The organism is Actinomyces qiguomingii (genome assembly GCF_004102025.1).
Taxonomy (GTDB): Bacteria; Actinomycetota; Actinomycetes; order Actinomycetales; family Actinomycetaceae; genus Actinomyces; species Actinomyces qiguomingii.
The window spans coordinates 3,462,896-3,489,895 of sequence record NZ_CP025228.1; the positions used below are offsets into that span (position 1 = coordinate 3,462,896).

Below are 27,000 nucleotides of genomic sequence, written 5' to 3' on the forward strand. Positions count from 1 at the left end.
CGCCGAGGAGCTGGGCGCCCCGCCCCGAGGCGCTGCGTACCTGGGTGATAGAGGGGCCGAGGTCGACGCGGGCGCCCGGCCAGGAACCACCACATCCGATGCTGAGCGGATCAGGCAGCTGGAGGCCGACAAGCCGCGAGCCGGGGGCGGGCGAACGCGATCTTGAGGAGCGTGTCAGTTGTTTTTCGCGGCCGACACCAGGCCGCCCGTCCCGCTGATCTGTAAGTACATCGACTCCCACAAGGAGGGGTTCGGGGCCTGTGCCGGTTCTGCCAGGTGCTGACCAGCGCCGGCATCAAGATCGCCCCGAGCACCACTTGCGCAGCCAAGACCCGTCCCCCATCAGCAAGGGCTGTGCGCGACCAGGCTCTAAAGGCTGAGATCGGGCGGGTTCATGAGGACAACTACTGCGCGGGTGGGGGCCCGCAAGATGCATGCGATGCTGAATCGGCCTGAGTCCTGTGAGCGGCATGGGCTGGGGCATGCGGCGCCTGCTGCACCGCGGGTGCGTCTGATGCGGGCCATGGGGTTGCACGGCCACCGGCCGCGCCAAATCACCGCGTACCACGCGCAGCGCTCCCAAGGGAGCAGTGCCCGGCGGACCTGGTCAAAAGACACTTCAGCGCGTTCAGGCCCAACGAGTTGTGGGCGTGTGGACATTCCCCCACTACGTGGGAGGTACCCCCACCTACGTACGCACCCTGTCCGGCTGGGTGTATGTGGCCTTTGTCACTGACGTGTACTCGCGTCGGATCGTCGGCTGGCAGACCACCCGCGAGCCCGTGTGCACCGACCTGGCCCAGGGGCGCCCCCTTGAGGATGGGTATCTGGCAGCGCAGGCGAGAAGGAGCCGACCTGAAGGGCCTGACCCCGCCACACGCGGCCGCGGGGTCCAGTACCGGGCAATCCGAGTGCGGGCAGGCCCCCTCCGACTGTGATGCTGTGGCCTCGGTGGGCACCCGAGGGAGACTCATACGACAACGCTCTGGCCGAGGCCCTCAGCTCACTCTATAAGGCCGAGCTCATCCGTAACCGGCACTACCTCGACGACCACGGGCCCTGGCAGGGCATCGACGATGCCCGTGTTCGCTACCGCCCAGTGGGCGCAACTGGTCGGGCAACACCCGGCCTCACTCCGCCATCGACATGCACGCTCCGATCGAGCACGAGCAGGCCTACACCCCACCAGACGACACCGACACCATCGCCGAGCCCGAGCCCGAGACAGAGGCAGAGGCCATGGACGTCGGTGAGCAGACCACCATCAACCAACCCCAGCCGGCAACCACCGGCGCCAGATAAAACACCCTCCACAAAACCCGGGGCTTGACAGTTTGGACCGCCCGCCTCTGTTTGGACCCCTTACGTCGGTTTGGACCCCTCGCGTCGGTCCGGACCGCCCCAGTAGCACACTACGGCGGTCCAAACAGAGCAAAGCGGTCCAAACGGAGGCGGACGGCCCAAACAGAAAGAAACGGTCCAAACAGGGCACGCCGACGGCGGACACCCCCCACGACACGCCGGACAACATCCCCGTCAGCCCAAGGACGACCCCGATCCGGCGAGAACGTCCTTTTCAGCCCGAAACCCTCCAGAATGTGAAGGGCCCGGAGATGACTAGGTCGTCCTCAACAGACCGACGCCAACCGAAGACGACCTCACACACCCGAAAACGACCACCACACCGCAACCCGGGATCCAACCACCACACCCTCACACCGGAAGAGCCTCCAACGCGGCGGTGCAAGACCCACCGCCCCCCTTCGACCGTCGGCAACCCGACCCCGACACCGTGGCAATGCCCTGCGCGCCTGACTGCATACAACGATCCTCACCGAGCACACAACCGGCCCGCCCGCAGGCACCCACCCCCACCGACAACCTGGCCCGGGACAACGCCCTCAACAGCAGCAGAACCGAACAACCACCACAAACGACTTACACAACACGACCTAGAGCGCCGCCAGACCCGCACGGATCGTCTCAAGATCCTCGCTCGTGCCCGCGCCGTCCAACTTGGCAATGACCGGCACCTCATAGGTCTCACTCACGCGCTTCGCCGCGTAATTGAACGTGTCGATATGACTCTTGGCCGTGCTGCCGCTACCCACAACCGCCACAATTCCCGGGTTCGATTCAAGGAATGCCCGTACCGGCTTAGGTATCTGACCCTTGCCGACGGTGTAGGTGAACAGAACGAACTCGCCGTCCACATGCTCGGTCCCATCCACGATCTTAATGGCCTCGGGCAGCAGCCCGAGCTGCTCGACCACGGTCTGCACATTGCCGGTCTTGGACGCGTACACGATTTTGGGAGCCATTTCGTTTTCACATTCCTCTTCAACCGATGCCTGCACAAAGGATGCGCCGATGTTACATCGGAGGCTGATGGTACGCAACGGTTGGCGGTTAGATAGACCGGCCTCGGCGATGAGCGGCGGCGGGCCGAGCAGATATGGGGCTCTTCCGGTTTTAGGGTGTTGGCGGTGGTGGGTGTGGGCCCGGTCGACTTCCGGCCTCGTACCTGGACCGGGTTCCTGCGCTTGGACCGGGCTCCTGCGGTTGGACCGGGCTTCTGCGGTTGGACCGTCTGAGATTGCGTTTCAGGTGGTCCAACGGCAGCCAGGTGGTCCAACGGCAGCCAGGCGGTCCATCCGCAGCCAGGCGGTCCATCCGCAGCCAGGTGGTCCAACGGCAGCCAGGTGGTCCAACGGCAGCCAGGTGGTCCAACCGCAGCCAGGTGGTCCAACCGCAGCCAGGCGGTCCAACCGCAGCCAGGCGGTCCAACCGCAGCCAGGCGGTCCAACCGCAGCCAGGCGGTCCAACCGCAGCCAGGCGGTCCAACCGCAGCCAGGCGGTCCAACCGCAGCCAGGCGGTCCAACCGCAGCCAGGCGGTCCAACCGCAGCCAGGCGGTCCAACCGCAGCCAGGCGGTCCATCCGCAGCCAGGTGGTCCAACGGCAGCTAGGCAGTCCACGTGCGGGGGTGTTAGCGACAGGCCCTCACGGTCGAGCAGCTGCACCTGCAGGCAGTCCACGTGCGGGGGTGTTGGCTCGGGCTGGTGCAGTTGCCTTGGACGCCGGCGCACCCGCGGTCAACGGTCAAGACGCCCTAGACCTAGGGCGCGGACGTCGCCGGCATGGCCGGCAGGCGGGCCCGGCCTGACTGTGGGCCGGGCGGGTCTGCGCACCCGGCTGGGGTGCGGGCCCGGTTCGTCATCAAAGGCGTCCCAGCCGATCGGACAAGGGGGCCGGGTCGGCGACCAGAGGCCCTGGCCGGCCCGCCGCATCAGGACGGTAGGCCGGCAGCTGAGAGCCAAAGTGTCCAGAATCGGCACAAACACCCCGCCCCTCCCAACACACGCCCTCAGACTCGTTGGAATCATGCGGACCTGGCGGGCGGCGTCGAGCGGGGAAGCATCGCTGGTGCCGAATCTGGACACTTCCCCCGGGCCCGCCTGCCCTACCAACCGAACTCGATCGTCATATCTACCGAACTCGATGGTTATTTCGACCGAACTCGGCGAACACGGGTCAAACCGGAAGAGCCGGACAGGGCGTCTTACCAGTAGGCTGCAACCGTGCGCGCCACCGTGACTCGTCCCGGCCCTTGGACCCACCGCCACATCACCGCCGGCGGAACCCGCTTTCATGTAGTCCTAGCCGGACCAGAGGCACCACTCGACACCACGGGGACCGCCGCGGGCGCACCGGGCCACCTGGTGATCCTGCTGCACGGTTTTCCCGAATGCTGGTGGACCTGGCGGCACGTAATCCCGGCCCTGGCGGACGCTGGCTGCCGCGTAGCCGCCCTTGATCTGCGCGGCTTCGGCGGCTCCGACCGCCCGCCGTCGGGTTACGACCTGATGACCCTGGCGCGCGATGTCGCCGCCGTGGTGCGGGCACTGGGACACGACCACGCGGCCATCGTCGGCGCGGGGCTGGGCGGTCAGGTCGGTTGGACGCTGGCGTGCCTGGAGCCGGAGCTGACGGTGGGTCTGATCCCCATAGGGGCTCCGCATCCACTCGCGGTGCGCTCCCTGCCCATGCGCACCGTCATGGGCTCAACCGGTCAGCACCTCTTCTTCAACATCCCTCTGCTGCCAGAACGCAGCCTGCAGACCACGGCGGGTGTCGAACGCCTCCTGCGGTCCTGGGCGGCCCCGGCCACGCGCCCATTGGTTACCGAGGCTGCCGAGTACTACGCCGCACTGCTGTCGCGCCCGGGCGCGGCACACTCAGCCTTGGAGAACACCCGCCGCTCCACCCTGACCCGCGCCGAGATCCAGGTTCTCAACCGGCCGACGACGGTGCCGGTGCTTTCCGTGCAGGGCGAGTTCGATCCGGTGCAGCCCGCCCGAGCCCATGCCCGTGACACTCATCACGTGGCCGGCATTCTGCAGCAGGTGACGATTCACGGCGTCGGGCACTTCCCGCAGGAGGAGGCGCCCGACAGGCTCGTAGACGTGCTGCTGCCCTTCCTCACCGAGCTGGCGCGGCCCGCCCAACAGGCGGACGCCAAGACCGCGCCGCTGCCCGCCGAACGATCACCGCGAACCCGTCGCAGGCCCTGGCGGGCCTCTTTCATACGCCGACCCGCGGGCACAGCCCGGCGGCGTTCAAGGCGCACTGCCCGCAGCGGGGGCCGCGGGCACGACACACCGTCCTCCCGTGCTCAATGAGCCTGTGACAGCCATCGGTCCACCGCTGCGGATCCCATAGGGCGGTCAGGTCGCCTTCGACGGCGCGGGGATCGCTCGCCGTCGTCCAACCCAAGCGACGCGAAAGCCGACCCACATGCGTGTCGACGGTTATGGCCGGCACACCGAAGGCGTTCCCCAGTACCACGTTGGCGGTCTTTCTTCCCACCCCGGGCAGGGCCACCAGGGCGTCCCGGTCGGCGGGGACGTCGCCGCCATATTCGGCCGCTAGCTCGGCCCCCAGTGCGATCAGGCGGCCGGCGCGGGTGTGCTGCATGCCGAGGGGGCGCAGCAGAGCCTCCAGGTCGGTCCGATCGGCGCCCGCCAGGGCGACGGCGTCGGGATAACGGGCGAACAGAGCCGGAGTTATCGTATTGACGCGGGCGTCAGTGGTCTGCGCGGACAGGACCGTGGCCACCAGCAGCTGGAACGGGCCGTTGTGGTCCAGGGTGCAGCCGGCGTCCGGATAAAGGCGGGTCAGGGCGTCGTCGACGGCGGCGGCCCGCCGCACGACTGCGGCACAATCATCGGCGGTGGCACCGGTGTATGAGATCTGCGACCGGTGAGGGGTTTGACCTGGCACACAGTCAGACTACAATGCAGGTCGGCGTGCCACAGATCACAAGCCGTGGCTAGGATATGACGTAAGAGGCCCCGCGCGTTCCCGGGCCCGCCAGACGACACCACAGGAGGACCTTCGTGGAAGACAGCATCATCTCCAGAATCCCGCTCTTCGAGGGGATGACATCGGAGGAGCGAGAAGAGCTGCGCAACATGATGACGCAGACCACTTTGCGTCGCGGCGAGATCCTGTTCAATGAGGGCGACCCGGGCGACCGCCTGTACATCCTCCTTTCCGGCAAGATCAAGCTCGGGCACGCCTCGGCCGATGGTCGAGAGAACCTTTTGGCGGTGCTCGGCCCCGGGGAGGTCGTGGGTGAGTTGACGCTCTTCGACCCGGGCCCGCGCTCCACCACCGCCACCGCGGTCGCTCCGACCGATCTGCTGGCGCTGGAGCACACCCAACTCATGAATTTCATCGAGACCCACCCCCTGCTGGCCAAGGACATGCTGCGTGCCCTGGCCCAGCGTCTGCGCCGCACAAACACCGCGCTGGCGGACTTGGTCTTCTCCGATGTGCCCGGGCGCGTCGCCAAGGCCCTGCTGGACCTGGCGGACCGCTTCGGCTCCACCACTGAAGACGGCGTGCACGTGCCGCACGACCTCACCCAGGAGGAGCTGGCCCAGCTGGTGGGCGCCTCCCGGGAGACGGTCAACAAGTCACTGGCCGAATTCGTCTCCCGCGGCTGGATCCGCCTGGAGGGCCGCGCCGTCACGCTGCTCGATATCGATCGCCTGCGCCGTCGCGCCCGTTAACGCCTACCACCCGTCGGCCCCGCAGCATCAGTGGTCTTCCCAGACCGCTGCCGTAGGGCCGAGGCGGGCGACACGCCGGAACCGACACCGCTGATGTGTCGGTTCCGGCGTGTGTACTTGTCAGCTCAGCGTCCGGCTGCACCGCGCCACGACGCCCGGAGGTGAGTTAGTCACCCTGACGGGGGTCGTGAGCCAGTCACCCGGACTGGGATCGGGCGTGAGCGTGGTGTTTTAGGGCGGCGTGGCGTTGTAGTCGGTTGGGTGTCTGCGGTGATGGATCCGGACTTGTTGGCCGATCCGACAGATTGGGCACAGCCCTGCCGGCTGAGCGGAAACTCGGGATTCTCAGGCCACAGGCCGCTTGAGGTAGGCGACCAGATTCTCGGAGCCGGAGGGACCGGGGACCACCTGCACAAGCTCCCAGCCGTCGGCGCCCCACTGGTCGAGTATCTGCTTAGTGGCATGCACGAGCAGGGGTATGGTCGCGTACTCCCACCTGGTGACCTTGGAGGCGCCGGGGGCGTTACTGGTCGTGTCAGTCATAGACAGAGCCTAGGGGCCGACGCCCGCGACTTGAAAGTCCACCGGGAACGTTGGCTGCAAAGTCACCACACGCCGGTTCTTACCGCACGCGGGCTAGAATGCGGGGTGCGCGGCGCGCATGGATCTCCGCCACAAGCTCATCGTCCTCACGGCGCAGCCACTCGCTCCAGTCGGTGACCTCCGGGAACCGTCGCAGCAATGCCCGACGCTCGCGCTCGGTCAGTCCTCCCCATACCCCGAAACTCAGCTCGGAGTCCAAGGCCTCCGCCAGGCACTCCATGCGCACCGGGCAGGTGAAGCACAGCGAACGGGCGTCCCGCTGCTCGGCACCCTTTCCAAAGAGCCGGTCGGGCGGGACGCTGGCGCAGGCGGCGCGTGCCGCCCAGGTCTGATCGCTCGTCATTTCTCACTCCCCTACCGCGACGGTCAACTACAATGTCGGCCGAATCACACGCAGACGGTATGCCAACCGATGGTCATTTGCCAAATCGGTCATCCTCCCCGTCCCCTCACCCCCAGGCGCCATGCCCTGGCCAAGCCCGTCTTCGCCGCCGCATCAGCCCGTAACGCCGGCAATCTAGCTCTCGCAGTTTTGAGGGTGTAGTCGGCCCTGGCCGTCTGGTTTCGGGCCCCTGGGGGCGTCCAGCCCCCACCACCGCACGCACTGACCACACCCTCCAACCCGAAGCGCCCAAATCCAGAAGAACCCCGCAATGGACGGGCAAATCCGGTGTGCGTCCCGCACGATCGGCGCGCCGGCGTTGACCCGCTCGCCTCGCCCCATGGATGTTTCCCCAGTTGTGAAACCTCCCCAGCCGGTGCACAAACGGCCCATTTCGCCGTAGTGTGGGCACTATGTCGAAGTCTTCCTCCCGCGGCAGGTCCATATCCTCTCCTGCCCAGGTCGTGGCAATGCTGCTGGTCTTCCTGCTCCTGTCCGGTGCGGGCGGCGTTGTGGCTGCCGGCTTCGCCATGCCCGCCGTCGGCGTCGCCTCCGCGATCACCAACGCCTCGGCCCAGCTCTTTGACGAGTTGCCCGACGACTTCAACGTCCTGGAACCCAGCCAGATCTCGGTGATCAAGGCCTCGGACGGCTCCCAGATCGCCCAGTTCTACGCGGAGAACCGCATAGTCGTCTCACTGGATGACATCTCGCCCAATATGCACAACGCCATCGTGGCAGTGGAGGACCAGCGCTTCTACCAGCACAAGGGGGTCGATCCCGCCGGGATCGTCCGCGCCATCGTGTCCAACGCCAACGGCGGCTCCCAGGGAGCCTCCACCCTCACGCAGCAGTACGTGCGCAACGTACTGATTGAAGCGGGTCTGCAGAACGACGACAGCGCCGCGGTGGCGGCCGCCAAGGCGCCGACAGTGGCCCGTAAGCTCCGCGAGATCAAGTACGCGCTCACCGTCGAGCAGAAGTACTCCAAGCAGCAGATCCTCGAGGGCTACCTCAATATCGCCTCCTTCGGTCCCTCCACCTACGGCGTGGAGGCCTCTGCGCGGCACTACTTCTCCCACTCTGCCAAGGATCTGTCAGTCCCCGAGGCGGCGCTTCTGGCGGGCCTGACCAATGCCCCCGGCATGTACGACCCCGTGCAGTATCCGGACAAGGCAAAGAGCCGGATGGACTGGGTGCTGCAGAAGATGTATGAGGAGGAGTTCATCACCGCCGAGGACTACCAGTCCGCCAAGGACACCCAGATCGCGGACATACTCCACGTGACCGACTCCGCGGGCGGCTGCGGGGCAGCCGGCTCGGCCGCCTACTTCTGCGAGTACGTGGTTGGCGAGATTGAGAACTCCGAGATCTTCGGCGCCACCGAGGCCGAGCGCCGGCAACTCCTGTTGCGCGGCGGCCTGGAGATCACCACCACGCTGGACACCAACAAGCAGGCCGCAGCCGATGCCGCGGTTCAGGCATATGTGCCCACCGGCGACCCCTCGAATGTGAAGACGGCGCTGGTGTCGATCGAGCCGGGCACCGGCCGAATCCTGGCGATGTCCCAGAACACCAACTACGGCGACGCCACCGGCTCCGACCCCACCGCCACCCAGATCTCCTACTCGGCGGATTACCTCCACGGGGGGATGGAGGCCAACGGCTTCCAGCCGGGATCGGCCTTCAAGACCTTCGCTCTGGCCCAGTGGTACCAAGAGGGCCGTTCCGGATACGCGGTGACCAACACCACACCACGCACCTTCTCCACTTATGAGTGGAACATCTCCTGCGATCCCGATCTGCGTCCCGAGGACTGGGCGCCCAAGAACGCCAACAATGCCGAGGACGGCGTCCACACGGTGCTGGACAACACCGCCATGTCGATCAACGTGGGCTACGCGGAGATGCTGGCGCAAATGGACGTGTGCGATGTGACCCGCCTGGCCGCGGAGCTGGGAGTCACCAAGTCCTCCGGAGAGCCGGTCGACCCCCGCCCCTCCGTGGTGCTCGGCGGCACCGAGGCCACCCCCCTCGCGATGGCCAACGCCTACGCGACCTTCGCCGCCCACGGCGTTTACTGCACTCCGATCGTCATCGACTCGATCACCGATGCCGATGGCAATGCGATGAGCGCGCCGTCGGCCAACTGCAAGCAGGTCATGAACGAAACGGCTGCCGACCAGGTGACCATCACGCTCCAGTCGGTGCTGGGAGGTAAGGGAACCGGCAAGTCCGCCGCCCTCAACGGCCGCCCGGCGGCGGGCAAGACGGGCACCACCGATGAGATGGACAACGCCTGGTTCGTCGGTTACACCCCGCAGCTGTCCACCGCCATCTGGGCCGGTCACTCCGACGGCTACTACGCTATGAACCACCAGTACATCGGCGGGCGCTACTACGCCACCATGTACGGTTCCGACCTGCCCGCACCCATGTTCAAGACCTATATGGACACCGCCCTGGCCGATCAACCCGTCGAAGGCTTCAACCAGGTGAGTCTGGGCGGCGGTGCGCCGTCCTCCGGCGGCGGCTCCGGCGGCGGCAGTTCACAGGGTTCGCGGAACAACAACAATAGCGACGACGATGACTGACATGCCCCCGCACCGCATCGCCATGCTCGGTGGGCTGGCTGCCGGCGTCGGGCTGCTCGGCTACGCCCTGTTTGAGGCGCACTCACCGGTGTTGCGCCGCATCGACGTGCCGGTGTTGGCCGCCGGCGAGCGTCCGCTGACGATCCTGCACCTGTCGGATCTGCACCTGACCGACCGCACCGAAGCCCGCGTGGCATGGGTACGGCGTCTGGCACAGATCCGTCCCGACATAGTTGTCAACACCGGAGACAACCTGTCCTTCGCCTCCGGTCTGGAGCCACTCGGCCGGGCCCTGGCACCCTTCGCGCATCTGCCCGGCGCCTTCGTGATGGGCGACCACGACTACCGCACGACGGTCTTCAAACTGCCCACCCGCTACCTGCGCCGGGATCCGCGTTCCGGCGACGATCCCGAGCAGGAGGCCGCAGTTCAGGCCCTCCCCTGGCGGGAGGTCCGCGATCTGCAGACCGCCGGTGGTTGGGTCGATCTCACCAATGCACGCGGCCGCATAACCGTTGGGGATCGGCATATCGAGCTGGTCGGGACGGATGATCCGCACGTTGATCGGGACGTGTTCCCGCCCTCCGCCCCGGCGGGCGACGACGCCACCGCGGTGCGCGACTTCGCTGGCCGCCCACTGCGACTGGGGCTGGTGCACGCCCCCTATCGTCGGGTACTGGACGCCATGTCCGACGACGGGGTCGGACTCGCTATCGCCGGACACACGCACGGCGGCCAGTTGTGCCTACCCGGATACGGCGCACTGGTAACTAACTGTGACCTGGATCGCGGTCGGGCCTCGGGCCTGTCGCGTTGGCCGGACACCCGTCCGGGTGACGAGGCAAACACGCGGATGCTTCTGCATGTCTCCGCCGGCCTGGGCACGAGCCCGTACACGCCGGTACGCGTGGCCTGCCGCCCCGAGGCAACCCTCCTGACGCTACGTCCCGTCGACTGACGGCCGCCCGGTCGCAGGTGACGGAATCCTCAGGAACACGATTTCCCCCACCGGCGCGACGACGGATATAGTCATCCCGCACACGGGGTGTGGCGCAGTTTGGTAGCGCGCTTCGTTCGGGACGAAGAGGTCGTGGGTTCAAATCCCGCCACCCCGACGACGAGTACGCCCATGAGCTCGCTCATGAGGCGTGCGAGGAGGAAGGGGCAACAGGCCGTCAGGCCGAATACCCCGACGACGAGTACGCCCATGAGCTCGCTCATGAGGCGTGCGAGGAGGAAGGGGCAACAGGCCGTCAGGCCGAATACCCCGACGACTCGCTAACCTGGGCCCGATGTCCGAACCTCGCGCAGAAGCCGCCTACAGACGTGCACTGGCGGCCTTCAGAAGTCCCACACTCGATTTGCTACACGGCCGCTACGCGCCCTTCGTCGTCGCCGCCCTATCGCTCGTCTTCACCCCGGACCGGCCGCTGGTCGCCGTGGCCGACGCCCATGCAGAAGTCACTGAGGCCGTCGAGCAGCTGCGCGCCTGCGGCTACGACGAGGACGAACGCGGCCTGCCCGCCGGAACCGGCCGGGACATCTGCCGTTACTGGGTACGCGTGGGGTGGCTCATTCCCCAGATGAGTGACTCCGTGGAGGTTTATCGCCTCTCCGCCCAGGCCGTGGGTGCATTGGAGTTTGTCGGCCGTTCGGGTGCCGGACGCTCTCGAGTCTCACGCTCCCGCGTCCGCACGCTCCTGGAGGCCATTGACCAGTTGGCCACCAGCGCCGAGACCGATCCCGATAAGCGTCTGACCCGACTTCTGGCCGAGCGATCGGAACTGGACGCGCAAATCGCGCGGATTCGCTCCGGGCAGATGGAGCCGGCCGACGACGAACAACTCCTGGAGGAGGCGGAGAACGTCCTGCACCTGTCCCAGGAGCTGCCCGCCGACTTCGCCCGCGTGGCGGAATCCATCAAGGCCATGCAACGCGATGTGGTCACCGAGCTGCGCCGCGATGTGCGACCCACCGGCGAGGTGCTGCGCGAGTACCTGGAGCGCGGTCAACACGTGATGGAATCGACTGCCGAGGGGCGCGCCTTCGCCGGGGCCCTGCGGCTGATCGGTGCCCCTGAGCAGATCGATCAGCTCAACGAGCAGCTCGCCACGGTGCTGGACCTGCCGTTCACTGTGCTCATGTCCGACGAGCAGCGTGACGAACTGCGCGCCGTCGCCAAGCGCATCGAGCAGGGAGTGGATGAGGTGCTCACCGCCCAACGACGCGCCTCACACGTCATCACCACCCAGGTGCGCACCCATGATCCGGTCCGGGACCGGGAGCTGGACGATCTGCTGCGTTCAGTTATGGCCGCCATGCAGAACTGGATGCACGCAGGCCCCAACCTCGACGTCGTAGAGCCGATCCGTTCCCTGCCGACCCCCGAACTGGGCCATCTGCGCCAGTCCCTGAGCGACCTGCGCCCGCCACGCGCCCCCGAGCCCCTGCACCAGCAGGAGGAGGACGTGGAGTTCCTCGACGCGGACACGCGCGCCTGGGGCGGGCCCCACTACGGACAGATCGAGGAGTACGTCGGCACTCTCGGCGAGGATCACTTCGACCTGGCCACCGCCTTTGAGGGTATGGCAGCTCACACCCGCCGCCCGGTTGATCTGCTGGGGCTGCTGGAAATCGCACACCGCAACGGCATGGTCGAGGGCGATACAGTCTCCGTCGTCCAGGCGCAGCGCCCCGACGGAACCTCCAGGCGCTTCGCCTTCGGCTCCGTCACCGCCCAGGCCAGCCCGACCCCGACCAGCGAGGACACAGATTGAACGAGCAGACCCCCACCGCCGAGGCGGACCATCCGACCGAGACGCCGGAAACCGGCGCCTTCATCCAACCGGTCGCCATGGAGGATGACCCGGAGGGGTACTACCCCGGTGACCGGGGCACCCTGGAGGCCCCGGTACGACGCGTGCTGGTCAAAATCCTGCGTGACCGTTTCCTGCACGCCGAACGCAACCGGGAGGACTGGCGTGTCCTGCTGGACAACCAGCAGGTCATCGAGTCCCGACTCCACGACCTGTTCATCCGTCTTGTGGTGGACCTCGACCGGGGCGTGGCCTACAAGCAGCAGGTGCGCTCGGAGGGCATTGAGGCACCCGTCCTGCTGCGCGACAAGCCGTACACGCGCGCCGAGACACTGGTACTGATCTACCTGCGGGCCGTGTACCAACGCGAGTCGACGGCGGGAGAGGGCTCGGTGCTGGTGGATGTGGAAGACGTCGAGCAGACGGCACTGAGCTACTTCACCCATGCGGACCGGGAAACCGCTCGCAGACAGCGGACCATCCGCAACGCCCTGGACCGGCTCGCGACGGAGGGACTCATCCAGGAGGAGTCCGCCGGCCGCTACCGCATCACCCCGGTCATTGAGATCGTCCTGAGCGCCGAACGGCTCAAGCAGCTCGACACCTGGTTGCGGGCGCAGTCCGGACTGGAATCCTTGGAGGAGACCGACCAGGACTCCTCTACACCGCCAGAAACCGACCAACCGGCCTCACCCCCGGCGGCGCAAGCACCGCAGGCGCCGACGCCGCCGGAACCCGAGCCCCTGTTCGCGGCCGCCGACGCCGCACACCCCGCCGCCCCCGAGTCCGTGGGAGGACACGCATGACGATGATCGACACCCTGTTCGGCCTGATTCCCGCCGCCTCCCGCGGACAGCAGTGGCTCGCTCAGGAATTACAGCTGATCAACTGGGGAGGCTATGACGGCTACCACCGGGTGCGCTTCTCCCCCACCGCCACCCTCCTATGCGGCGGCTCCGGTTCGGGCAAATCGACCCTCATGGACGCCTACATCGCCCTGATGATGCCGCACACCACGCCCTTCAACGGCGCCTCCAACGGCGGGGTCACCGGACGGGCGCGCAGTGGGGAGCAACGCAACATCCTGTCCTACGGGCGCGGCAAACTCGATGAATCCCGCACCGAGGACGGAACCCGGATGCGGGTACTGCGTGGCGACGGCGAAGACACCTGGACTGCAGTGGCCATGACCTGGGTGGACCACGACGGCTCTCGCTTCACCGCCCTGCGGGCCTGGTACATCCCGGCCTCCGCCCGCTCCCTGGACGACACCGTCAAGGTGCGTGGAACCGTCGACGCATCCTTCGCGTTGACCCGCCTGGAGGAGGCCGCCTCCCGCCGCCTGGGCGCCGCGGCGGTCAGGGACGCCGGGGTGGAGACCCAACCCACCGACCGGGAGTTCCTTGCCCGCATCTACTCGGTGCTGGGCATCGGTGCCGCCGGCTCCGGCACCAAAGCCATGAGCCTGCTGGCCCGAATTCAGGCCGGTCAGCAGATAACCACCGTGGATGAACTGTATAAGCGCATGGTGCTGGAGGAGCCGGCCACCCTGGCCACCGCCGACGCCGTCGTCTCCCACTTCGACGAGCTCCAGTCCACCCGCGAGCGCATGGTCACCGCCCAGAAGCAGGTGCGCGCCCTGAGCCCCATCCGCACCATGCACGACCGAATTCAGGACGCCGCCCGACGCCTGGAGCTACTCGATTCGATCGGCGAGTTCTCCCAACCCGATTCACGGGCCGGGCGGTGGCGCGCCGAATACCGGCTGGGCCTGCTGCGGGAGGCCGAAGAGGAGCTGCGTAGACGCAAGAGCACGGCCGACGCCGAAGTCGCCACCGCCGTGGCCGCCGCCGAAGCCGCTGAGGCGCAGTATGAGGCCGCCCGAGAGGTGCTGCGCAGTTCCGGCGGCGCCCGGCTGGAGACCGCCGAGCGCGAGCTGAGGCAGACCGAGCACCGTTTGGAGCAGGTGCGCACGGCGCGCCGGGCCTTTGTTGAGGCCACCGAGTGTCTGGGTGTGCGCATCACCGGGCGCAACGACTTCGAGGCCCTGCGTGAGCGTGCCCAGGCCGCCCTGGCTAGCTCCGATGCCAGGCGCTCGGCGCGCGATGAGCACGGCCGCGCCTACGCCGAGGCGGATGAGCTGCGGCGTCGCCTGGAGGAGCTACACGCCGAGCAGGAGCAGGCCCGCAGTCGGCAGGACTCCATCCCGGGCCGGCTCCATGCCGCACGTGAGTTGCTGGCCCGGAAGGCCGGACTGCACCCGGATCGGCTGCCCTTCGTCGGGGAGCTGGTGGAGGTGCGCGCCGAGTATGAGCCGTGGCGGGAGGCATTCAACCTGGCGCTGGGCGGCTTCGCCACGACCCTGTTGATCGACGTCACCCAGATGGGACGCTTCCGCCAGGCCATTGATGAGCTCCGGCTGCCCACCAGGCTGCGGTACGAGGGCGTGCGCACCTCGGTGCCGCACCAGGGCCCCCTGGACCCCAGTATCCTCCCGGGCAGGTTGGAGTACCGGGACACCGAGTTCACCGGGTGGCTCAAGGAGCATTTGGAGCGGCGCTTCGCCTTCGTCTGCGTGGATTCGCCGGATCAACTCGACTCCCACCCCCGGGCGCTGACCATCACCGGTCAGGTCTCCCAGGGCAGCCGGGGCGCCCACGGCGGTCAGGGACGCTCAAATGTGCTGGGTTTCTCCAGTCAACGCCATCTGGCCGAGCTCGCGCAGGAGGCCGAGCGCCTGGCCGGGGAGCTGGCCCGTGCCGAAGCAAGCCGGGAACGGGCCGAACGCGCCCTCGACGACGTCGAGGCGCAGCGCACCGCCTACCGCCGCGTGCTGGATACCGGCTGGGAGCAGATCGACGTGGGTGCGCTGGAGCAGGAGCAACGGCGCTGGAGCGGCGTCGTGGCCGAGGCCTCCACGGAGAACCCGGATATCACCTCCCTGCGCCGCAAGGTGGATGAACTGGGCAGGAAGGTGCAGGACTTCCAGCAGCAGGTCGGCCGGGTCCGCGCCGAGCAGGAGACACTTGCGCAGCGCTGGGCGGCCACCTCCGACGCCGTCGACGCGGCCCAGGGACTTCTGGATCAGGCACAGGATCGCGGGGAGCTCCTGACACCGCAGGAGCGGGAATACCTGTCCGGGCGCTTCGCACCCGCCCCCGCCGCCACGGAACTGGACCCGCTCCGACGCCTGGAGCACTTCGACACGGCGCTGGCCGCCGGGGCGCGCCTGTTGAAGGAGGACCGGCTCAGTGCACACACCACCCTGGATGAGCAGCGGGCCGCCCTGCGCCACGCCCTGGAATCCTTCCTGGACGCCTGGCCCAACCCGAGCCTGCGGGCGGACCCGGATACCTCCTACCGGGACTTCGAGCGGATCCTGACAGACCTGGAGACTTCGGGCCTGCATGAGCTTCAGGAGCAGTGGCGCAACAGCCTGCTGCGCCTGTCCGGCAATGACTTGACCAACCTGGACTCCTCGCTCAGCCGGGCACTGCGGGAGGTCCGCGAGCGTATTGAACCGGTCAATCGGATCATGGCGGATCTGCCGTTCTACGACGACGCCCACCGTCTGCAGATCAACCTGCGGGACAACCAGTCGCGGGTGCGCAGTAGTTTCCGCAGGGAGCTGCGCGAGGTGCGTGCCCTGATCGATGCCGCCGGCAGCGAGGCCCAGCGGGAGCAGGCCTATATGCGCATGTCGCGTCTGATCGACCGCATCCGCCGCTCCGCCCCGGACTTCAGCACACTGGTCGATGTGCGCAACCATGTGCGCATCAGCGCCGAAAAGGTTCACGCCCGCACCGGGGCGCATGCGGCCCTGTACGACCACATTGGGGAGAAGTCTGGCGGCGAGTCACAGGAGCTGATCGCCTTCATCGTCGGGGCGGCCCTGCGCTACCAGCTGGGCGACGCCGCCGCCGAGCGCCCCCGGTACGCCGTCGTCTTCCTTGATGAGGCCCTGATCAAGGCCGATGCCCACTTCACCAAGCGGGCCATCGGTGCTTGGCGGGGCCTGGGCTTCCAGCTCGTAATCGGCGCGCCCAATGACAAGTACAGCGCCATTGAGCCGCATGTCGATGTCGAGTACGACATCCTCAAGGACACCAAGGGACGCTCCTGGGAGAAGTTGAAGATCGGCCTGGAGGAGGTCGTCGGATGAGCCCCGGCTGTACTACCCTGGTTGCGGCGTCGGGCCGCGACGGGCCCCGGGCTCCAACATAAGCCGCCACGAGCGGCCATCGCGCCGACTGGCGCTCTCCGGCCCGACGTCCTTCACACCCCGTTCCCTACAGGTCACTGATGCTGGCCCGGGCGCGGGCGTCAACGGCCCTCGGATAGCACCGGACGCTGCTTCTCAATGGCCACGGCGCGAATCCGGCCGCGCGGGCGACGCGCCATATGCACCACCATGATCTCCCCGGTCTTGAGCCACGGGTCACGGTCCGGGACGGAGCGCAGAAGCTTGCCGGGAGCGTAATCGGAGATCGCCTCCATGACGGTGGGCAGCACCGGTCGGTGCGTACACACCGCGACCGGCACATCGCGGCGCCGCAGCACCTTGGAAACCACCTTGCGGGCGGCCTTCGGCTTGGCGGCATGCGCGGCCTCCGTCAGCTCCGGCTCGGTGACCAGTTCGATCCCGGCCGCCTGCGTGTAGGGGGCAACCGTGTCAAAACAGCGCCGCCATGGGCTGGTCATCACCTGGGCGACGCCGTAGGCGGCCAGCACCGGCACCAGGGCCCGGGCACGCACCTCCCCCTGGTCCCTGGTCAGCGGGCGGGTCGCCTCATCCGTTTCGGCGTCCCGCTTCTTCGGGCGATTCCACACCGAGCGTTTGACGGCGCGGGCGTGGCGCACGAGCACGAAGGTCCAGGTGTCGAGTTTGCCGTCCTCCCACAGGTCCACCAGAGATCCCAGCAGATCACGGTCCAGGGCGTGGCTGAGCAGGTTACGTGCCCTTCTCGCGCGCACCCACTCCACGCCGTCGATTTCGGAGGCAGAGGCGGGCTTTACCGGTGTACGGGCGCGCAGGGCCGGACAGTCGCCCGCCAGTTCACGTGCCGCCCAGTAGTGCACCTCCTTGCGGGAACCGTTGGAGAGCTTGTAGCGGATCGTGTCCAGCGGCTGTCCGAGGGCGATCTGAACACCGGTCTCCTCAGCGACCTCCCGCACCGCACAGGTGCGTACCGACTCCCTGGGCTCAACCTTCCCCTTGGGGAAGGACCAGTCGTTGTATCCGGGGCGGTGGACGAGCAGCACCTCCAGGTGCCCCTTCGACTCGCGCCACACCAGGGCCCCGGCTGCACGGACTATGCGCTTGTCAGTGTTGGACTTGCCTGCCATCTGTGGTGGTTTCCGCTCGTCAGTGACCGGCCCGCAGACGCGAGCGCGCCCAGGTCATCATGGTGTTCTGGATGTCCTCGAGCCGGTTGCCCTCGGCGTCGCGGGTGTGTCGGGTCCAAGTGCCGTCAGGGTTCAGCCACCAGGAGGTGACGGCCTGACTGGCGGAGTGGGTTACCACCCATTCCAGTTGGGCGATCATCACCGGGTCGGTGATGCGCACAAGCGCCTCCACCCGCCGGTCAAGGTTGCGGTGCATCAGGTCCGCTGAACCGATGAACAGGTCGGTCTGGCCGTCATTGCAGAAGGCATAGATGCGGGAGTGCTCCAGGTAGCGCCCCAGGATCGAACGAACGCGGATGTTCTCGCTCAACCCCGGCACGCCGGCGCGCAGACCGCAGATGCCCCGCACCACGATGTCGACGTCGACGCCGGCGCGGCTGGCCCGGTACAGGGCGTCGATGCAGGCCTCGTCAATGATCGAATTGACCTTGATGCGGATCCAGGCGGGTTTCCCGGCCCGCTTGTTGGCGATCTCCCGGTCGATGCGCTCAATGAGACCGTCACGTACGGTGCGTGGAGCCACCAGCAGCCGGCGGAAACGGGCGCGCGGGGCGTAGCCCGACAACTGGTTGAACAAGGTGGTCAAGTCCTGGGCAACGTCGCGGTCGCAGGTCAGCAGACCCAGGTCCTCGTAGCCGCGAGCGGTCTTGGGATGGTAGTTGCCGGTACCGACGTGGCAGTAGCGGCGCAGCCCGTCGGACTCTTGACGCACCACCAGCAGCAGCTTGCAGTGGGTCTTGAGCCCCACCATGCCGTAAACCACGTGCACACCGGCGCGTTCGAGCTTGCGGGCCCAGGTGATGTTGTTCTCCTCATCGAAGCGGGCCTTGATCTCCACGATCGCCACCACCTGTTTGCCGGCCTCGGCGGCCTCAATGAGCGCGTCGACGATCGGGGAGTCCCCACTGGTGCGATACAGGGTCTGTTTGATCGCCAGGACTTTGGGGTCGGCGGCCGCCTGGGAGATGAACTCCTGCACGGAGGTGGAGAAGGAGTCGTAGGGGTGGTGCAGCAGCACGTCGTGTTCGCGCATGGCGGCGAAGATGTCTCCGGGGGTGCTGGACTCCTCCGGCGCCAGGCCGGCTGCGGTCACCGGCACGAACCGCGGGTACTTCAGGTCCGGGATGTCCAGGTCGTGCAACTGGTTGAGACTGGTCAGGTCCAGCGGTGCGGGCAGCTCGAAGACGTCGTCATCGCGCAGGCCCAGGGCGCGTACCAGATAGCGGCGCACGAAGGGGCTGATGGTGTTCTCCACCTCCAGGCGCACGCTCGCGCCGAAGCGGCGACGCTCCAGCTCCTTCTCCATGGCGGTCAGGAGGTTCTCGGCGTCGTCCTCCTCCACCTCCAGGTTCTCGTTGCGGGTGACGCGGAACAGGTGGTGCTCGAGGATGTCCATCCCCGGGAACAGGTGGTCCAGGTGCTCGGCGATCACCATCTCAATGGGGATCAGCGCAGTGCCGGCCCGCTTGTTCTTGGGATCGAGTTCGCGTCCGGGCACGGTGATCAGGCGCGGCAGGGACTGCGGCACCTTGACCCGGGCGAAGTGCTCCTTGCCGGAGCGCGGGTTGCGCAGCAGTACCGCCAGGTTCAGTGACAGGCCGGAGATGTAGGGGAAAGGGTGGGAGGGGTCAACGGCCAGTGGGGTGAGCACCGGGAAGATCTGGTGGCGGAAGTAGCGGGTCATCTTCTCCGCCTGCTGGGTGTCCAGCTGGTCCCAGGTGAGGATCTCGATGTTGTGCTCGGCGAGCTTGGGGCGGATGTCCTCCTGGAAGAGGGCGGCCTGGCGGGCGGTGAGCTCCTTGGCGCGTTCAGTGATGGCGGCGACCACCTGGTGGGCGTCCAAGCCCGAGGCCCGCACCGGGGTGATACCGGCCTTGATGCGGCGCATCAGCCCGGCCACCCGCACCATGTAGAACTCATCCAGGTTGGAGGAGAAGATTGCGGCGAACCAGGCGCGCTCCAGCAGTTCCAGGTCCTGGTCCTCGGCCTGCTCCAGGACACGCTCGTTGAAGTCCAGCCAGGTCAGTTCCCGGTCGGTGAAACGCTCCGTGAAGGACTCCAGCGGCGGCAGATCGTCCTGTGGATCGGGCGCGGCGGTCGCCTCGGCGTCGTCATGGCCTCGATGGTCGGGATCCGACGCGTCTGCTGCGGCGGGCGGCTGCGTGGACGCGGCCGCGGAATCGTTCTGGGCTGCGGGCGCGTCAGAGCCCGCGGGGCTGGCGGGGGTACGGAACCCGGTCTGCTCGCCGGCGGTGGGCGGGGATACCGGCACCGCGCCACCGGCATCGACGCCATCGCCCCCGGCCTGCGGAACGTCCTCGTCGAAGTCCTCATCCTCGTACTGGGGGCCGGCGTCGTCGTCGACGAAGTCCCGGGGATCGGCCGCCTCAATGACGTGGTCTTCAATGATGTCCAGGTCGTCCTGGGTCAACGCCGCGTCGTCGGCATCCGCGGACGACGCCGAGGCCGCGGCGAGCGAATCGGCCTCCGCGGGACTGACCGGGGAGGAGCCCGGGTCGGCGGCGTGCCGGGCCTGGGCCCGAGCCCAGCCGCCGAGGAAGGAGGCCAGGGGCGCGGAAGTCGTGGAGGGGGTCGTTTCGGAGTCGGGCGTCGTCATGGGGGAATCGTCCCACGTCTAGGCCGGGAGCGGGTGGGGAACCGCACCAAGGAAGCCTGCGGTCTCCGAGCGCCCGGCCCTAACAGTCCGGTCCGGGGCCGGACGGGCCAGCTCCGGGGCCGGACGGGCCAGCTCCGGGCGCTCGACGTCGTCCGGCGAGGATGCGACCGCCGTTGCGGGACGCCGCAGACCGGCCCGGGCGCTCGGCGTAATCCGACGAGATCAGTCCAGCAGTCCGACCTCGGCGCGCCGGGCCGCCTCGGCCAGTTCGTCGGCTGTCGCCACGAGCGCGGAGTCGCGGCGGGTGACCCGGTGGGCGAGCTCGTCGGCGTCGTCGTCGATCCAGGTGGCATTGCTGCCCGCGGCCAGGGACCGCAGGAAACCCGCGGTCATGTTCAGAATCGGAACCAACGCCGGCACAGAGTCTTCGATGCGGCCGGTAAGTACCTCGTCCAGGGCGGCGCGCACCTCCTGCGGGGAGGGAACACGACGGGCATCGGCCAGTGCGGCGTCCAGGCGCACCCGGGCAGCGGCGGCCTTGGGCTCGGAGGCGATCGCGGTCAAGTCCACGACCGTGGCGTAGCGCCGCTCAACCAGATCCGGGTCGCGGCGAAGCCACTCGCACACTAGGAACAGGCGCCAGAGGGTGCCCGGCAGGGTAGTGGCCGGGGAGTCGGCCCAGAGTTCGGCGACGGCGTCCACACCATGACCGGCGACGGCCGCGACCACGCCGTCACGGGTGATTAGTTCCACGGAGGCGTCGGTCTCGACGGCATCCTCCGGGAAGCCGCCGACCAGAGCCTGCGCCGCCCGGTGGGCGAGCTCGGAGGTGACGGCGGTATCGACGCCGCCCTCGATGTTCTCGGCGTCCTCGGGGTCGAGTCTTGCGGGGCGGTGGAACTGGCGTGCCATGGGAGCTCCTTGTGATTCCCGGTGGTCGGCCGGGCCGATCGACCGCGGAGCGGCCGGTCGGCCCGGGTAATGTTGCTCACGCCATTGTCCCGCATGAGCGGATGGCGGCGAGAGTGACGCGGGCGACGCCGCGGCTCCACGCCGTCGATCACCTGCCGTACCTGCACAATCGGCTATGCTGACCTGGCTGACGGCGTCTGGACTCCGCTTCCGGCCGTCGGCGCGCCCCTCTAGCTCAGTTGGTCAGAGCTGCGGACTTTTAATCCGAAGGTCGTGGGTTCGAGCCCCACGGGGGGCACCACGCGGGATAAGAGCGCGCAATGCAAACCTTTTATGCCGCCAGCCGGAAACAGCTTCGGGCAAAGGCCGCTCAGAGCATCTTGCACCCTCATTCCGTATTGCGCATGCGGGCCGCTGCAGCACGGGCGGCCCGGCCCCAGAAGCAGGCCGATCGCCAATGCGCCTGCTAGCGCGGCGAGCGGGAACAGGATAAGCGTTGCCGACGAATCGGCATTACCCTCCACAATCAGTTCTCCGGCGCCTTCCAGAAGCAACAGCGAAAACATGCACAGCAGCACGCCCGCCATATTGGCGACCACCGCGACAACGTGTTTCATTCTCGACGGCGTCCCGCCACACCCGACGCTCAGCGCCTGCGGGCGATGGCGAGATACGCGTAAATGGCGATCATGGCGGCGATGAGCGACAGCAGCCAGCGGATCCAGTCCACTCCCGGGGTGTCGACCACGCCGAGCATCTCCGACACCCATCCGCCCAGGAAGGCGCCAATGGCGCCGAGGACGATTGTCCACAGGATGGACAGACTCTGGTCGCCGCGCATGATCAACCTGGCCAGGGCACCGATGATGCCGCCGAAGACGATCATTCCAATGAGTTCACCCATGACGCTTTTCCCTTCATATCGCGTCGAACAATGCGCTCGCCGGCATATATGCCACGGAGCACTGGCGCCCTACACGCCTGAAAGCAAGATACACCACGAATTGCCTGCCGTGAGACCAGTCTCAACTATATGCCGTATAGCAATCGCTCGCCCACACTATTCCCATTTCACTCCCACCGTATTCCAATCCATTCCCCATCCGGCTCGCAATATCCCCGCGCAGGCATAATGAACACTGAAAACAGCGGTGACAGCCGGCGCTTCAGGCTGGGGCGACGGTGAAGACGGGCTCGCCCACCGGCGCTTCGGGCTGGGGAGTGTCGTGGGCGCTGGCTGGTTGTGGGCGCTGGCCGCGCCGACTCCCGGCCTCGTACTTGGACCCCGTTCCTGCGGTTGGACCCCGTTCCTGCGGTTGGCCCCCGTTCCTGCGGTTGGACCGTCTGAGAGTGCGTTTCAGGCGGTCCAACGGCAGCCAGGCGGTCCAAGTGCAGCTTGGTGGCCCCGATCGTCCAGGATCTGCGCGAGGGCGTATCCGTGGGTGCGGACCCCGGAGATGTTCCGCAGGATCACGATGACCTTGGCGCATCCGTGGGCACGGGGCGCCACGGGACGCCGAGGATGTGTATTGGGAGACGGTGACGGCATATCCGTGGGTGCGGGGCGCCACGGACTCCGCCCGCGGCGGCGTGACGCCCCGCACCTTCAGCTACAGCACGCCCAATACCAGGGCCAGCACCAGGACCACCGCCAGGGCCGTAACGGACATGACGGTCTCCATCAGCGACCAGGTCTTGAAGGTCTGCCCGACGCTCATGCCGAAGTACTCCTTGACCATCCAGAATCCGGCGTCATTGACATGTGAAAGGAACACCGAGCCCGCACCGATGGCCAGCACCAGCAGGGCCGCCCCCACCGGCGGCATGGTCTGTGCCAGGGGCGCCATGATCCCGGCCGCCGTAATCGTGGCGACCGTGGCCGAGCCGGTGGCCAGGCGCACCGCCACAGCCACCAACCATCCGGCGAGCAGCGCCGGGACGGCCGCCTGCTCGATCCAGCCGGCGATGATCGTGGCGATACCGGAGTCGATCAGAGTCTGTTTGAATCCGCCGCCGGCACCCACGATCAGCAGGATTCCGGCGATCGGCTCCAGGGAGGCGCCCACCCGCGCGGAGATCTCATCGGCGGTATCCCCCATGCGCACACCCAAGACGAGTATCGCCACCAACACCGTCAGCAGCAGGGCGACGATGGGCTGGCCCAGGAACAGGGCGATATCTCCGATCGGATTGGTGGTCTCCTGCGACAGCGTCGTCTCCACCACGGTCCGCATAAGCATGAGCAGAACCGGCAGTAGCACCACGGTTATGGAGATGGCGAAGGAGGGACGCTCCCCGGCGCGCTCCTGCGCACTTCCACCGAGCGGCTCCGGCGCCTCGATTGGCACCCAGCGAGCCATGATGCGGGCGGACAGGGGGCCGGCCACCACAACCGTGGGCACGGCCACCGCCAGCCCGAGCCCCAGAGTCAGGCCGAGGTCGGCGTCAACGGCGTCGATGGCGATCAGCGGGCCGGGGTGCGGCGGCACCAGGCCGTGCAGGGCGGATAAGCCGGCCAATGCGGGAATCCCGACGAGCACAAGTGGCTGTCGGGCCCGCCTGGCCACAATCATCACCACTGGGATCAGCAGGACCATGCCCACCTCGAAGAACAGGGGGATGCCGACGACGAATGCGATCAGGGCCATCGCCCAGGGCAGCCTGCGGGTAGGAGTGCGGTCCAGGACGGTGTCGACGATCTGGTCGGCGCCTCCGGAGTCGATCAGGAGCTTGCCGATGATGGCGCCGAAGGCAATGAGGGTGCCGACATCGCCGATGGTCGATCCCATGCCGGAGGTGAAGGCCGCGAAGGTGTCGCGCAACGGAATGCCCGCCGCCAGAGCCAGCACGGCCGACCCCAGGGTCAGGGCGAGGAAGGGGTGGATCTTCTTCCAGACGATCAGGACGATGATGGCGGCGATACCGGCAAGCGCGGCCAGCACCAGTTGCAGTTCGTTGTCGGAGTGGGCCACGGCGTCGCCCGCGGCCGGCAGATGGGTAGTCATTTCGATGGGCTCCATTGGGAAGGGTCAGGACGGGGCACAGGCAGTTTCGAGCGCGGCGAGAATCGCCTCGAAGGTCTCTTCGGGGGTGGCGCGGGAGACGACGGCGACGCCGTCCTCATCTGCGTCGAGCGGCTGCAGGGTGGCGAACTGGGAGGGCAACAGGGCCGGGGGCATGAAGTGGCCCTCACGGTGTTCCATACGCTCGCGCAGCTCATCCTGATCGGCGACCAGGTGAATGAAGAAGACGCGTCCATCGGCCTGCGACAGCAGCTCCCGGTAGGAGCGCTTGAGCGCCGAGCAGGTGACGATGGTCTTTGTGCCGGAGCGGGCCTGCGCGCTCATCCAGTCGCGCAGCGACTCCAGCCAGGGGCGCCGGTCCTCATCATCCAGGGGCACGCCCCGAGACATCTTGGCGATATTGGCCTGCGGATGGAAGTCGTCCGCCTCCGCCACGGGCCACCCCAGGGCGCGGTGGAGGTTCGCGGCCGCGGTGGTCTTCCCGCAGCCGGCCACCCCCATGAGAACCAGATGTTCAACGGGTTGGTTCACGGTGGACTCCTTTGACTACCTTGTCGACATTTAGTAGTACCATAATGCTAGATAACGTACTACTTTTAAATAGGTCGAAGGTCCCCGATTGGGTGGGTGTCGCGTCATGCATGTTGACGGTGCGGGCCGGGGCCCGGACAGCCACCGCCCGACGCCGCCGCGAACACCGCTGCGGCCAACAACACTGACGCCTTAAGACTTCAGTGAAACCACTGCCCGGGAGCGACCATGACCTCCTCATCCCGACGCGGCGACATCCTCGACGCGCTCGGCCACGCGATCGTCTCCGGTCGGGTGCGTCCGGGCGAGTCCCTGACTCTGGAGGACATCCAATCCCGCCACGACGTCTCCCGCACCCTCGCCCGGGACTGTGTGCGCACCCTGGAATCGCTGGGCCTGGTTCAGTCCCGACGCCGTGTGGGAGCCATAGTCCGACCCCAGACGGACTGGGCTGCACTGTCCCCCTTGGTCATCCGCTGGCAGCTGGAGACCACGCCCGCGGGACCCAAGTTCGGCGCACTCACCGAGCTGCGCGCCGCCGTCGAGCCGGTCGCTGCCGCGGCCGCCGCCCGCCGAGCCACGGAGCAACAGCGCACCGAGTTGCTGCGACTGGCCCGCATCATCCACGAGCAGGGCAGCGCAGGATCGGTCGCCTCCTACCTAGACGCCGATATCGCCTTCCACGCCCTGGTGCTCACGGCCAGCCAGAACGACACCTTCGCGGCGCTGACCGAGGTCGTGGCAGAAGTACTCAGCGGCCGCGCCCGGCTGACCGATGAGGCCTGGCAATCCCCCAAGGCCGAGGCCCTAGACCTGCATGTGCGCCTAGCCGAGGCGATCGCCGCGGGCCAAGCCGAACAGGCCGAGCAGTGCATGCGGGAGATCGTGGCGGAGGTGCGCGAGGTCCTGCTGGAGCGTGGTCTGCGTGGCCTCCTGGACTCCTGACGCCGACTACTCCGGAGAGTGCGCCTGGGCCTTTGGGCCGCCGCACCCACGGCCGGCCCCTCAGAGCAGTGCGGCGGCGAGCAGGACCACGGGAACGAATCCCGCCGTAGTCAGCAAGACGGCGTCACGGGCCAGCGGCCTGGCCACCCCGTAACGGGAGGCGTACATGAACACGTTCTGCGCCGTCGGCAGGCAGGCCGTGGTCACCGGCATCAGCAGCGCCCCATCCCGCAGTCCGGCCACCAGCCCCAGCGCCACCGCCAGGCCGGGCACAACCACCAGCTTCCACGTCACCGCCCAGCACAGGGCCCGCCTGCCAGCGGCGTCGTGGGCGGGCTCCGGTGGAATCTCGACGCGGTCCATCGCCTCCGCATCGCCGCGGGCGCCCCGGCCGCCACTGCGGGTCCTGCAGGCTGTTTCCGAAACCGCCGGCGGACGCCGACGTGACGCCGCCAGGCTCATGCCCAGTGACAGCATCATCAACGGAACGGCTATCCGCCCCAGCGCATCCAGCACCTGCGCCGGATACCCCCGCAGCACCCCGTCAAGATTGAATTCGGTGAGGTTGATGGTCACCCCCGCAAGCACCGCCAGCACCAGCGGGTTGCGCAGAGGGATGGTATAGGTGGCCAAGCGCGAAGGGTTCCCGCGGCGGGTGGCGGTGTCCAGCACGGCGAAGGTGACCGGGGTGAGCACCAGCAGTTGCAGCAACAGGATCGGGGCGACGGCGGTGGCGTCGCCGAGCACCAGGACGAGCACCGGGATGCCGAGGTTGGCCGCATTGACATAGCCGGAGGCCAGTGCGCCGATCATCGACTCGGCGGCCGAGCGGCGCAGAATGTACCGGTGCAGGCACCAGGCGGTGCCGATTCCGAGCAGCTCGGCCCAAACGGCCACCGCGGTCCCAACCGAGGCGACGGCCGCCAGATCGGCGGCCGCCAACGTGGTGACCAGCAGGGCGGGCGTGGCCGCATAGAAGCAAAGGCGCGTCAGTACCGTGTCGGATCCCACCGGTACGGCGCCGGTGCGCACCAGTACCCAGCCCACGGCGATAACGACGGCGAAGACCGCCAGGCCCCCGACCACGTCCGCCAC

21 protein-coding genes and 2 tRNA genes are annotated in these 27,000 nt (G+C 67.6%); 12 read left to right on the forward strand and 11 right to left on the reverse strand.

Going from position 1 to position 27,000, the window contains the following annotated elements; translation table 11 throughout:
* Positions 1-650: 650 nt before the first annotated feature.
* Together CWT10_RS14450 and CWT10_RS16880 are read left to right on the forward strand one after the other, a co-directional pair.
* A complete protein-coding gene (locus CWT10_RS14450) occupies positions 651-938 on the forward strand; it encodes a hypothetical protein (protein WP_128683545.1) in 288 nt (95 codons plus the stop codon).
* A gap of 208 nt (positions 939-1,146) precedes the next feature.
* Positions 1,147-1,302, forward strand: a complete 156-nt coding sequence (locus tag CWT10_RS16880; RefSeq protein ID WP_158247672.1) for a hypothetical protein — start codon at positions 1,147-1,149, stop codon at positions 1,300-1,302.
* A 650-nt stretch (positions 1,303-1,952) separates the two neighbouring features.
* Here CWT10_RS16880 and CWT10_RS14455 read toward each other — a convergent pair.
* Positions 1,953-2,321: a class Ib ribonucleoside-diphosphate reductase assembly flavoprotein NrdI gene (locus CWT10_RS14455; RefSeq protein ID WP_103062043.1), complete on the reverse strand. Its 369-nt coding sequence runs from the start codon at positions 2,319-2,321 to the stop codon at positions 1,953-1,955.
* Between the two features lie 1,259 nt (positions 2,322-3,580).
* On the opposite strand from CWT10_RS14455, the gene CWT10_RS14460 reads away from it, so the two are divergent.
* Positions 3,581-4,681: an alpha/beta fold hydrolase gene (locus tag CWT10_RS14460; RefSeq protein ID WP_128683547.1), complete on the forward strand. Its 1,101-nt coding sequence runs from the start codon at positions 3,581-3,583 to the stop codon at positions 4,679-4,681.
* On the opposite strand, the gene nth is transcribed toward CWT10_RS14460, so the two are convergent.
* Positions 4,584-5,252 (reverse strand): endonuclease III, encoded by a 669-nt coding sequence (gene nth / locus CWT10_RS14465; RefSeq protein ID WP_233188014.1) that lies wholly within the window; start codon positions 5,250-5,252, stop codon positions 4,584-4,586. The genes CWT10_RS14460 and nth overlap by 98 nt on opposite strands.
* Before the next feature lie 146 nt (positions 5,253-5,398).
* Between nth and CWT10_RS14470 the strand changes: the two genes are divergently transcribed.
* Positions 5,399-6,076, forward strand: a complete 678-nt coding sequence (locus CWT10_RS14470) for a Crp/Fnr family transcriptional regulator (RefSeq protein ID WP_103062041.1) — start codon at positions 5,399-5,401, stop codon at positions 6,074-6,076.
* 345 nt (positions 6,077-6,421) lie between these two features.
* On the opposite strand, the gene sp36 is transcribed toward CWT10_RS14470, so the two are convergent.
* Complete coding sequence (gene sp36, locus CWT10_RS14475; RefSeq protein ID WP_103062040.1) at positions 6,422-6,619, reverse strand: Sp36 family protein; 198 nt, start codon at positions 6,617-6,619, stop codon at positions 6,422-6,424.
* 79 nt (positions 6,620-6,698) lie between these two features.
* Positions 6,699-7,022 carry a WhiB family transcriptional regulator gene (locus tag CWT10_RS14480; protein WP_092534064.1) on the reverse strand — a complete coding sequence of 108 codons (324 nt, stop codon included), beginning with the start codon at positions 7,020-7,022 and terminating at the stop codon, positions 6,699-6,701.
* A 452-nt stretch (positions 7,023-7,474) separates the two neighbouring features.
* On the opposite strand from CWT10_RS14480, the gene CWT10_RS14485 reads away from it, so the two are divergent.
* From CWT10_RS14485 to CWT10_RS14510, 6 genes are all read left to right on the forward strand, one after another.
* Positions 7,475-9,655, forward strand: a complete 2,181-nt coding sequence (locus CWT10_RS14485) for a transglycosylase domain-containing protein (protein WP_103062039.1) — start codon at positions 7,475-7,477, stop codon at positions 9,653-9,655.
* Positions 9,648-10,613, forward strand: coding sequence for a metallophosphoesterase (locus tag CWT10_RS14490; protein WP_103062038.1), 966 nt, complete (start codon positions 9,648-9,650; stop codon positions 10,611-10,613). The genes CWT10_RS14485 and CWT10_RS14490 overlap by 8 nt, the downstream gene beginning before the upstream one ends.
* Positions 10,614-10,696: 83 nt before the next feature.
* Positions 10,697-10,770, forward strand: a tRNA-Pro gene (locus CWT10_RS14495).
* A gap of 177 nt (positions 10,771-10,947) precedes the next feature.
* Complete coding sequence (locus tag CWT10_RS14500) at positions 10,948-12,432, forward strand: DUF3375 domain-containing protein (RefSeq protein ID WP_103062037.1); 1,485 nt, start codon at positions 10,948-10,950, stop codon at positions 12,430-12,432.
* Complete coding sequence (locus CWT10_RS14505; RefSeq protein ID WP_199176303.1) at positions 12,429-13,277, forward strand: DUF4194 domain-containing protein; 849 nt, start codon at positions 12,429-12,431, stop codon at positions 13,275-13,277. Before CWT10_RS14500 ends, CWT10_RS14505 begins: the two co-directional genes overlap by 4 nt.
* Positions 13,274-16,633 (forward strand): ATP-binding protein, encoded by a 3,360-nt coding sequence (locus CWT10_RS14510; protein ID WP_103062036.1) that lies wholly within the window; start codon positions 13,274-13,276, stop codon positions 16,631-16,633. Before CWT10_RS14505 ends, CWT10_RS14510 begins: the two co-directional genes overlap by 4 nt.
* 161 nt (positions 16,634-16,794) lie before the next feature.
* Here the strand turns inward: CWT10_RS14510 and CWT10_RS14515 are convergent, their stop codons facing one another.
* The 3 genes from CWT10_RS14515 to CWT10_RS14525 form a co-directional block, all read right to left on the reverse strand.
* Positions 16,795-17,817 (reverse strand): NUDIX hydrolase, encoded by a 1,023-nt coding sequence (locus CWT10_RS14515; RefSeq protein ID WP_103062035.1) that lies wholly within the window; start codon positions 17,815-17,817, stop codon positions 16,795-16,797.
* A 19-nt stretch (positions 17,818-17,836) separates the two neighbouring features.
* Positions 17,837-20,494 (reverse strand): RNA degradosome polyphosphate kinase, encoded by a 2,658-nt coding sequence (locus tag CWT10_RS14520; protein WP_103062034.1) that lies wholly within the window; start codon positions 20,492-20,494, stop codon positions 17,837-17,839.
* A 222-nt stretch (positions 20,495-20,716) separates the two neighbouring features.
* Positions 20,717-21,406, reverse strand: coding sequence for a hypothetical protein (locus tag CWT10_RS14525; protein WP_103062033.1), 690 nt, complete (start codon positions 21,404-21,406; stop codon positions 20,717-20,719).
* Between the two features lie 224 nt (positions 21,407-21,630).
* Between CWT10_RS14525 and CWT10_RS14530 the strand changes: the two genes are divergently transcribed.
* Positions 21,631-21,707 (forward strand) — tRNA-Lys (locus tag CWT10_RS14530).
* A 345-nt stretch (positions 21,708-22,052) separates the two neighbouring features.
* Here CWT10_RS14530 and CWT10_RS14535 read toward each other — a convergent pair.
* From CWT10_RS14535 to CWT10_RS14545, 3 genes are all read right to left on the reverse strand, one after another.
* Positions 22,053-22,310 (reverse strand): GlsB/YeaQ/YmgE family stress response membrane protein, encoded by a 258-nt coding sequence (locus tag CWT10_RS14535; protein WP_103062032.1) that lies wholly within the window; start codon positions 22,308-22,310, stop codon positions 22,053-22,055.
* A gap of 706 nt (positions 22,311-23,016) precedes the next feature.
* Positions 23,017-24,411, reverse strand: a complete 1,395-nt coding sequence (locus tag CWT10_RS14540; protein ID WP_103062031.1) for a GntP family permease — start codon at positions 24,409-24,411, stop codon at positions 23,017-23,019.
* 24 nt (positions 24,412-24,435) lie between these two features.
* Positions 24,436-24,960 (reverse strand): gluconokinase, encoded by a 525-nt coding sequence (locus CWT10_RS14545; RefSeq protein WP_103062030.1) that lies wholly within the window; start codon positions 24,958-24,960, stop codon positions 24,436-24,438.
* Positions 24,961-25,188: 228 nt separating this feature from the next.
* Between CWT10_RS14545 and CWT10_RS14550 the strand changes: the two genes are divergently transcribed.
* Complete coding sequence (locus CWT10_RS14550) at positions 25,189-25,905, forward strand: FadR/GntR family transcriptional regulator (RefSeq protein ID WP_103062029.1); 717 nt, start codon at positions 25,189-25,191, stop codon at positions 25,903-25,905.
* A 60-nt stretch (positions 25,906-25,965) separates the two neighbouring features.
* Here the strand turns inward: CWT10_RS14550 and CWT10_RS14555 are convergent, their stop codons facing one another.
* Positions 25,966-27,000, reverse strand: coding sequence for an AEC family transporter (locus CWT10_RS14555; protein ID WP_103062028.1), 1,035 nt, complete (start codon positions 26,998-27,000; stop codon positions 25,966-25,968).

Coding starts and splice junctions, on each gene's coding strand:
- CWT10_RS16880 (WP_158247672.1), top strand. CDS start 1,147: ATGCACGCTCCGATCGAGCACGAGCAGGCCTACACCCCACCAGACGAC.
- CWT10_RS14455 (WP_103062043.1), bottom strand. CDS start 2,321: ATGGCTCCCAAAATCGTGTACGCGTCCAAGACCGGCAATGTGCAGACC.
- sp36 (WP_103062040.1), bottom strand. CDS start 6,619: ATGACTGACACGACCAGTAACGCCCCCGGCGCCTCCAAGGTCACCAGG.
- CWT10_RS14480 (WP_092534064.1), bottom strand. CDS start 7,022: ATGACGAGCGATCAGACCTGGGCGGCACGCGCCGCCTGCGCCAGCGTC.
- CWT10_RS14485 (WP_103062039.1), top strand. CDS start 7,475: ATGTCGAAGTCTTCCTCCCGCGGCAGGTCCATATCCTCTCCTGCCCAG.
- CWT10_RS14490 (WP_103062038.1), top strand. CDS start 9,648: ATGACTGACATGCCCCCGCACCGCATCGCCATGCTCGGTGGGCTGGCT.
- CWT10_RS14500 (WP_103062037.1), top strand. CDS start 10,948: ATGTCCGAACCTCGCGCAGAAGCCGCCTACAGACGTGCACTGGCGGCC.
- CWT10_RS14510 (WP_103062036.1), top strand. CDS start 13,274: ATGACGATGATCGACACCCTGTTCGGCCTGATTCCCGCCGCCTCCCGC.
- CWT10_RS14515 (WP_103062035.1), bottom strand. CDS start 17,817: ATGGCAGGCAAGTCCAACACTGACAAGCGCATAGTCCGTGCAGCCGGG.
- CWT10_RS14520 (WP_103062034.1), bottom strand. CDS start 20,494: ATGACGACGCCCGACTCCGAAACGACCCCCTCCACGACTTCCGCGCCC.
- CWT10_RS14525 (WP_103062033.1), bottom strand. CDS start 21,406: ATGGCACGCCAGTTCCACCGCCCCGCAAGACTCGACCCCGAGGACGCC.
- CWT10_RS14535 (WP_103062032.1), bottom strand. CDS start 22,310: ATGGGTGAACTCATTGGAATGATCGTCTTCGGCGGCATCATCGGTGCC.
- CWT10_RS14540 (WP_103062031.1), bottom strand. CDS start 24,411: ATGACTACCCATCTGCCGGCCGCGGGCGACGCCGTGGCCCACTCCGAC.
- CWT10_RS14550 (WP_103062029.1), top strand. CDS start 25,189: ATGACCTCCTCATCCCGACGCGGCGACATCCTCGACGCGCTCGGCCAC.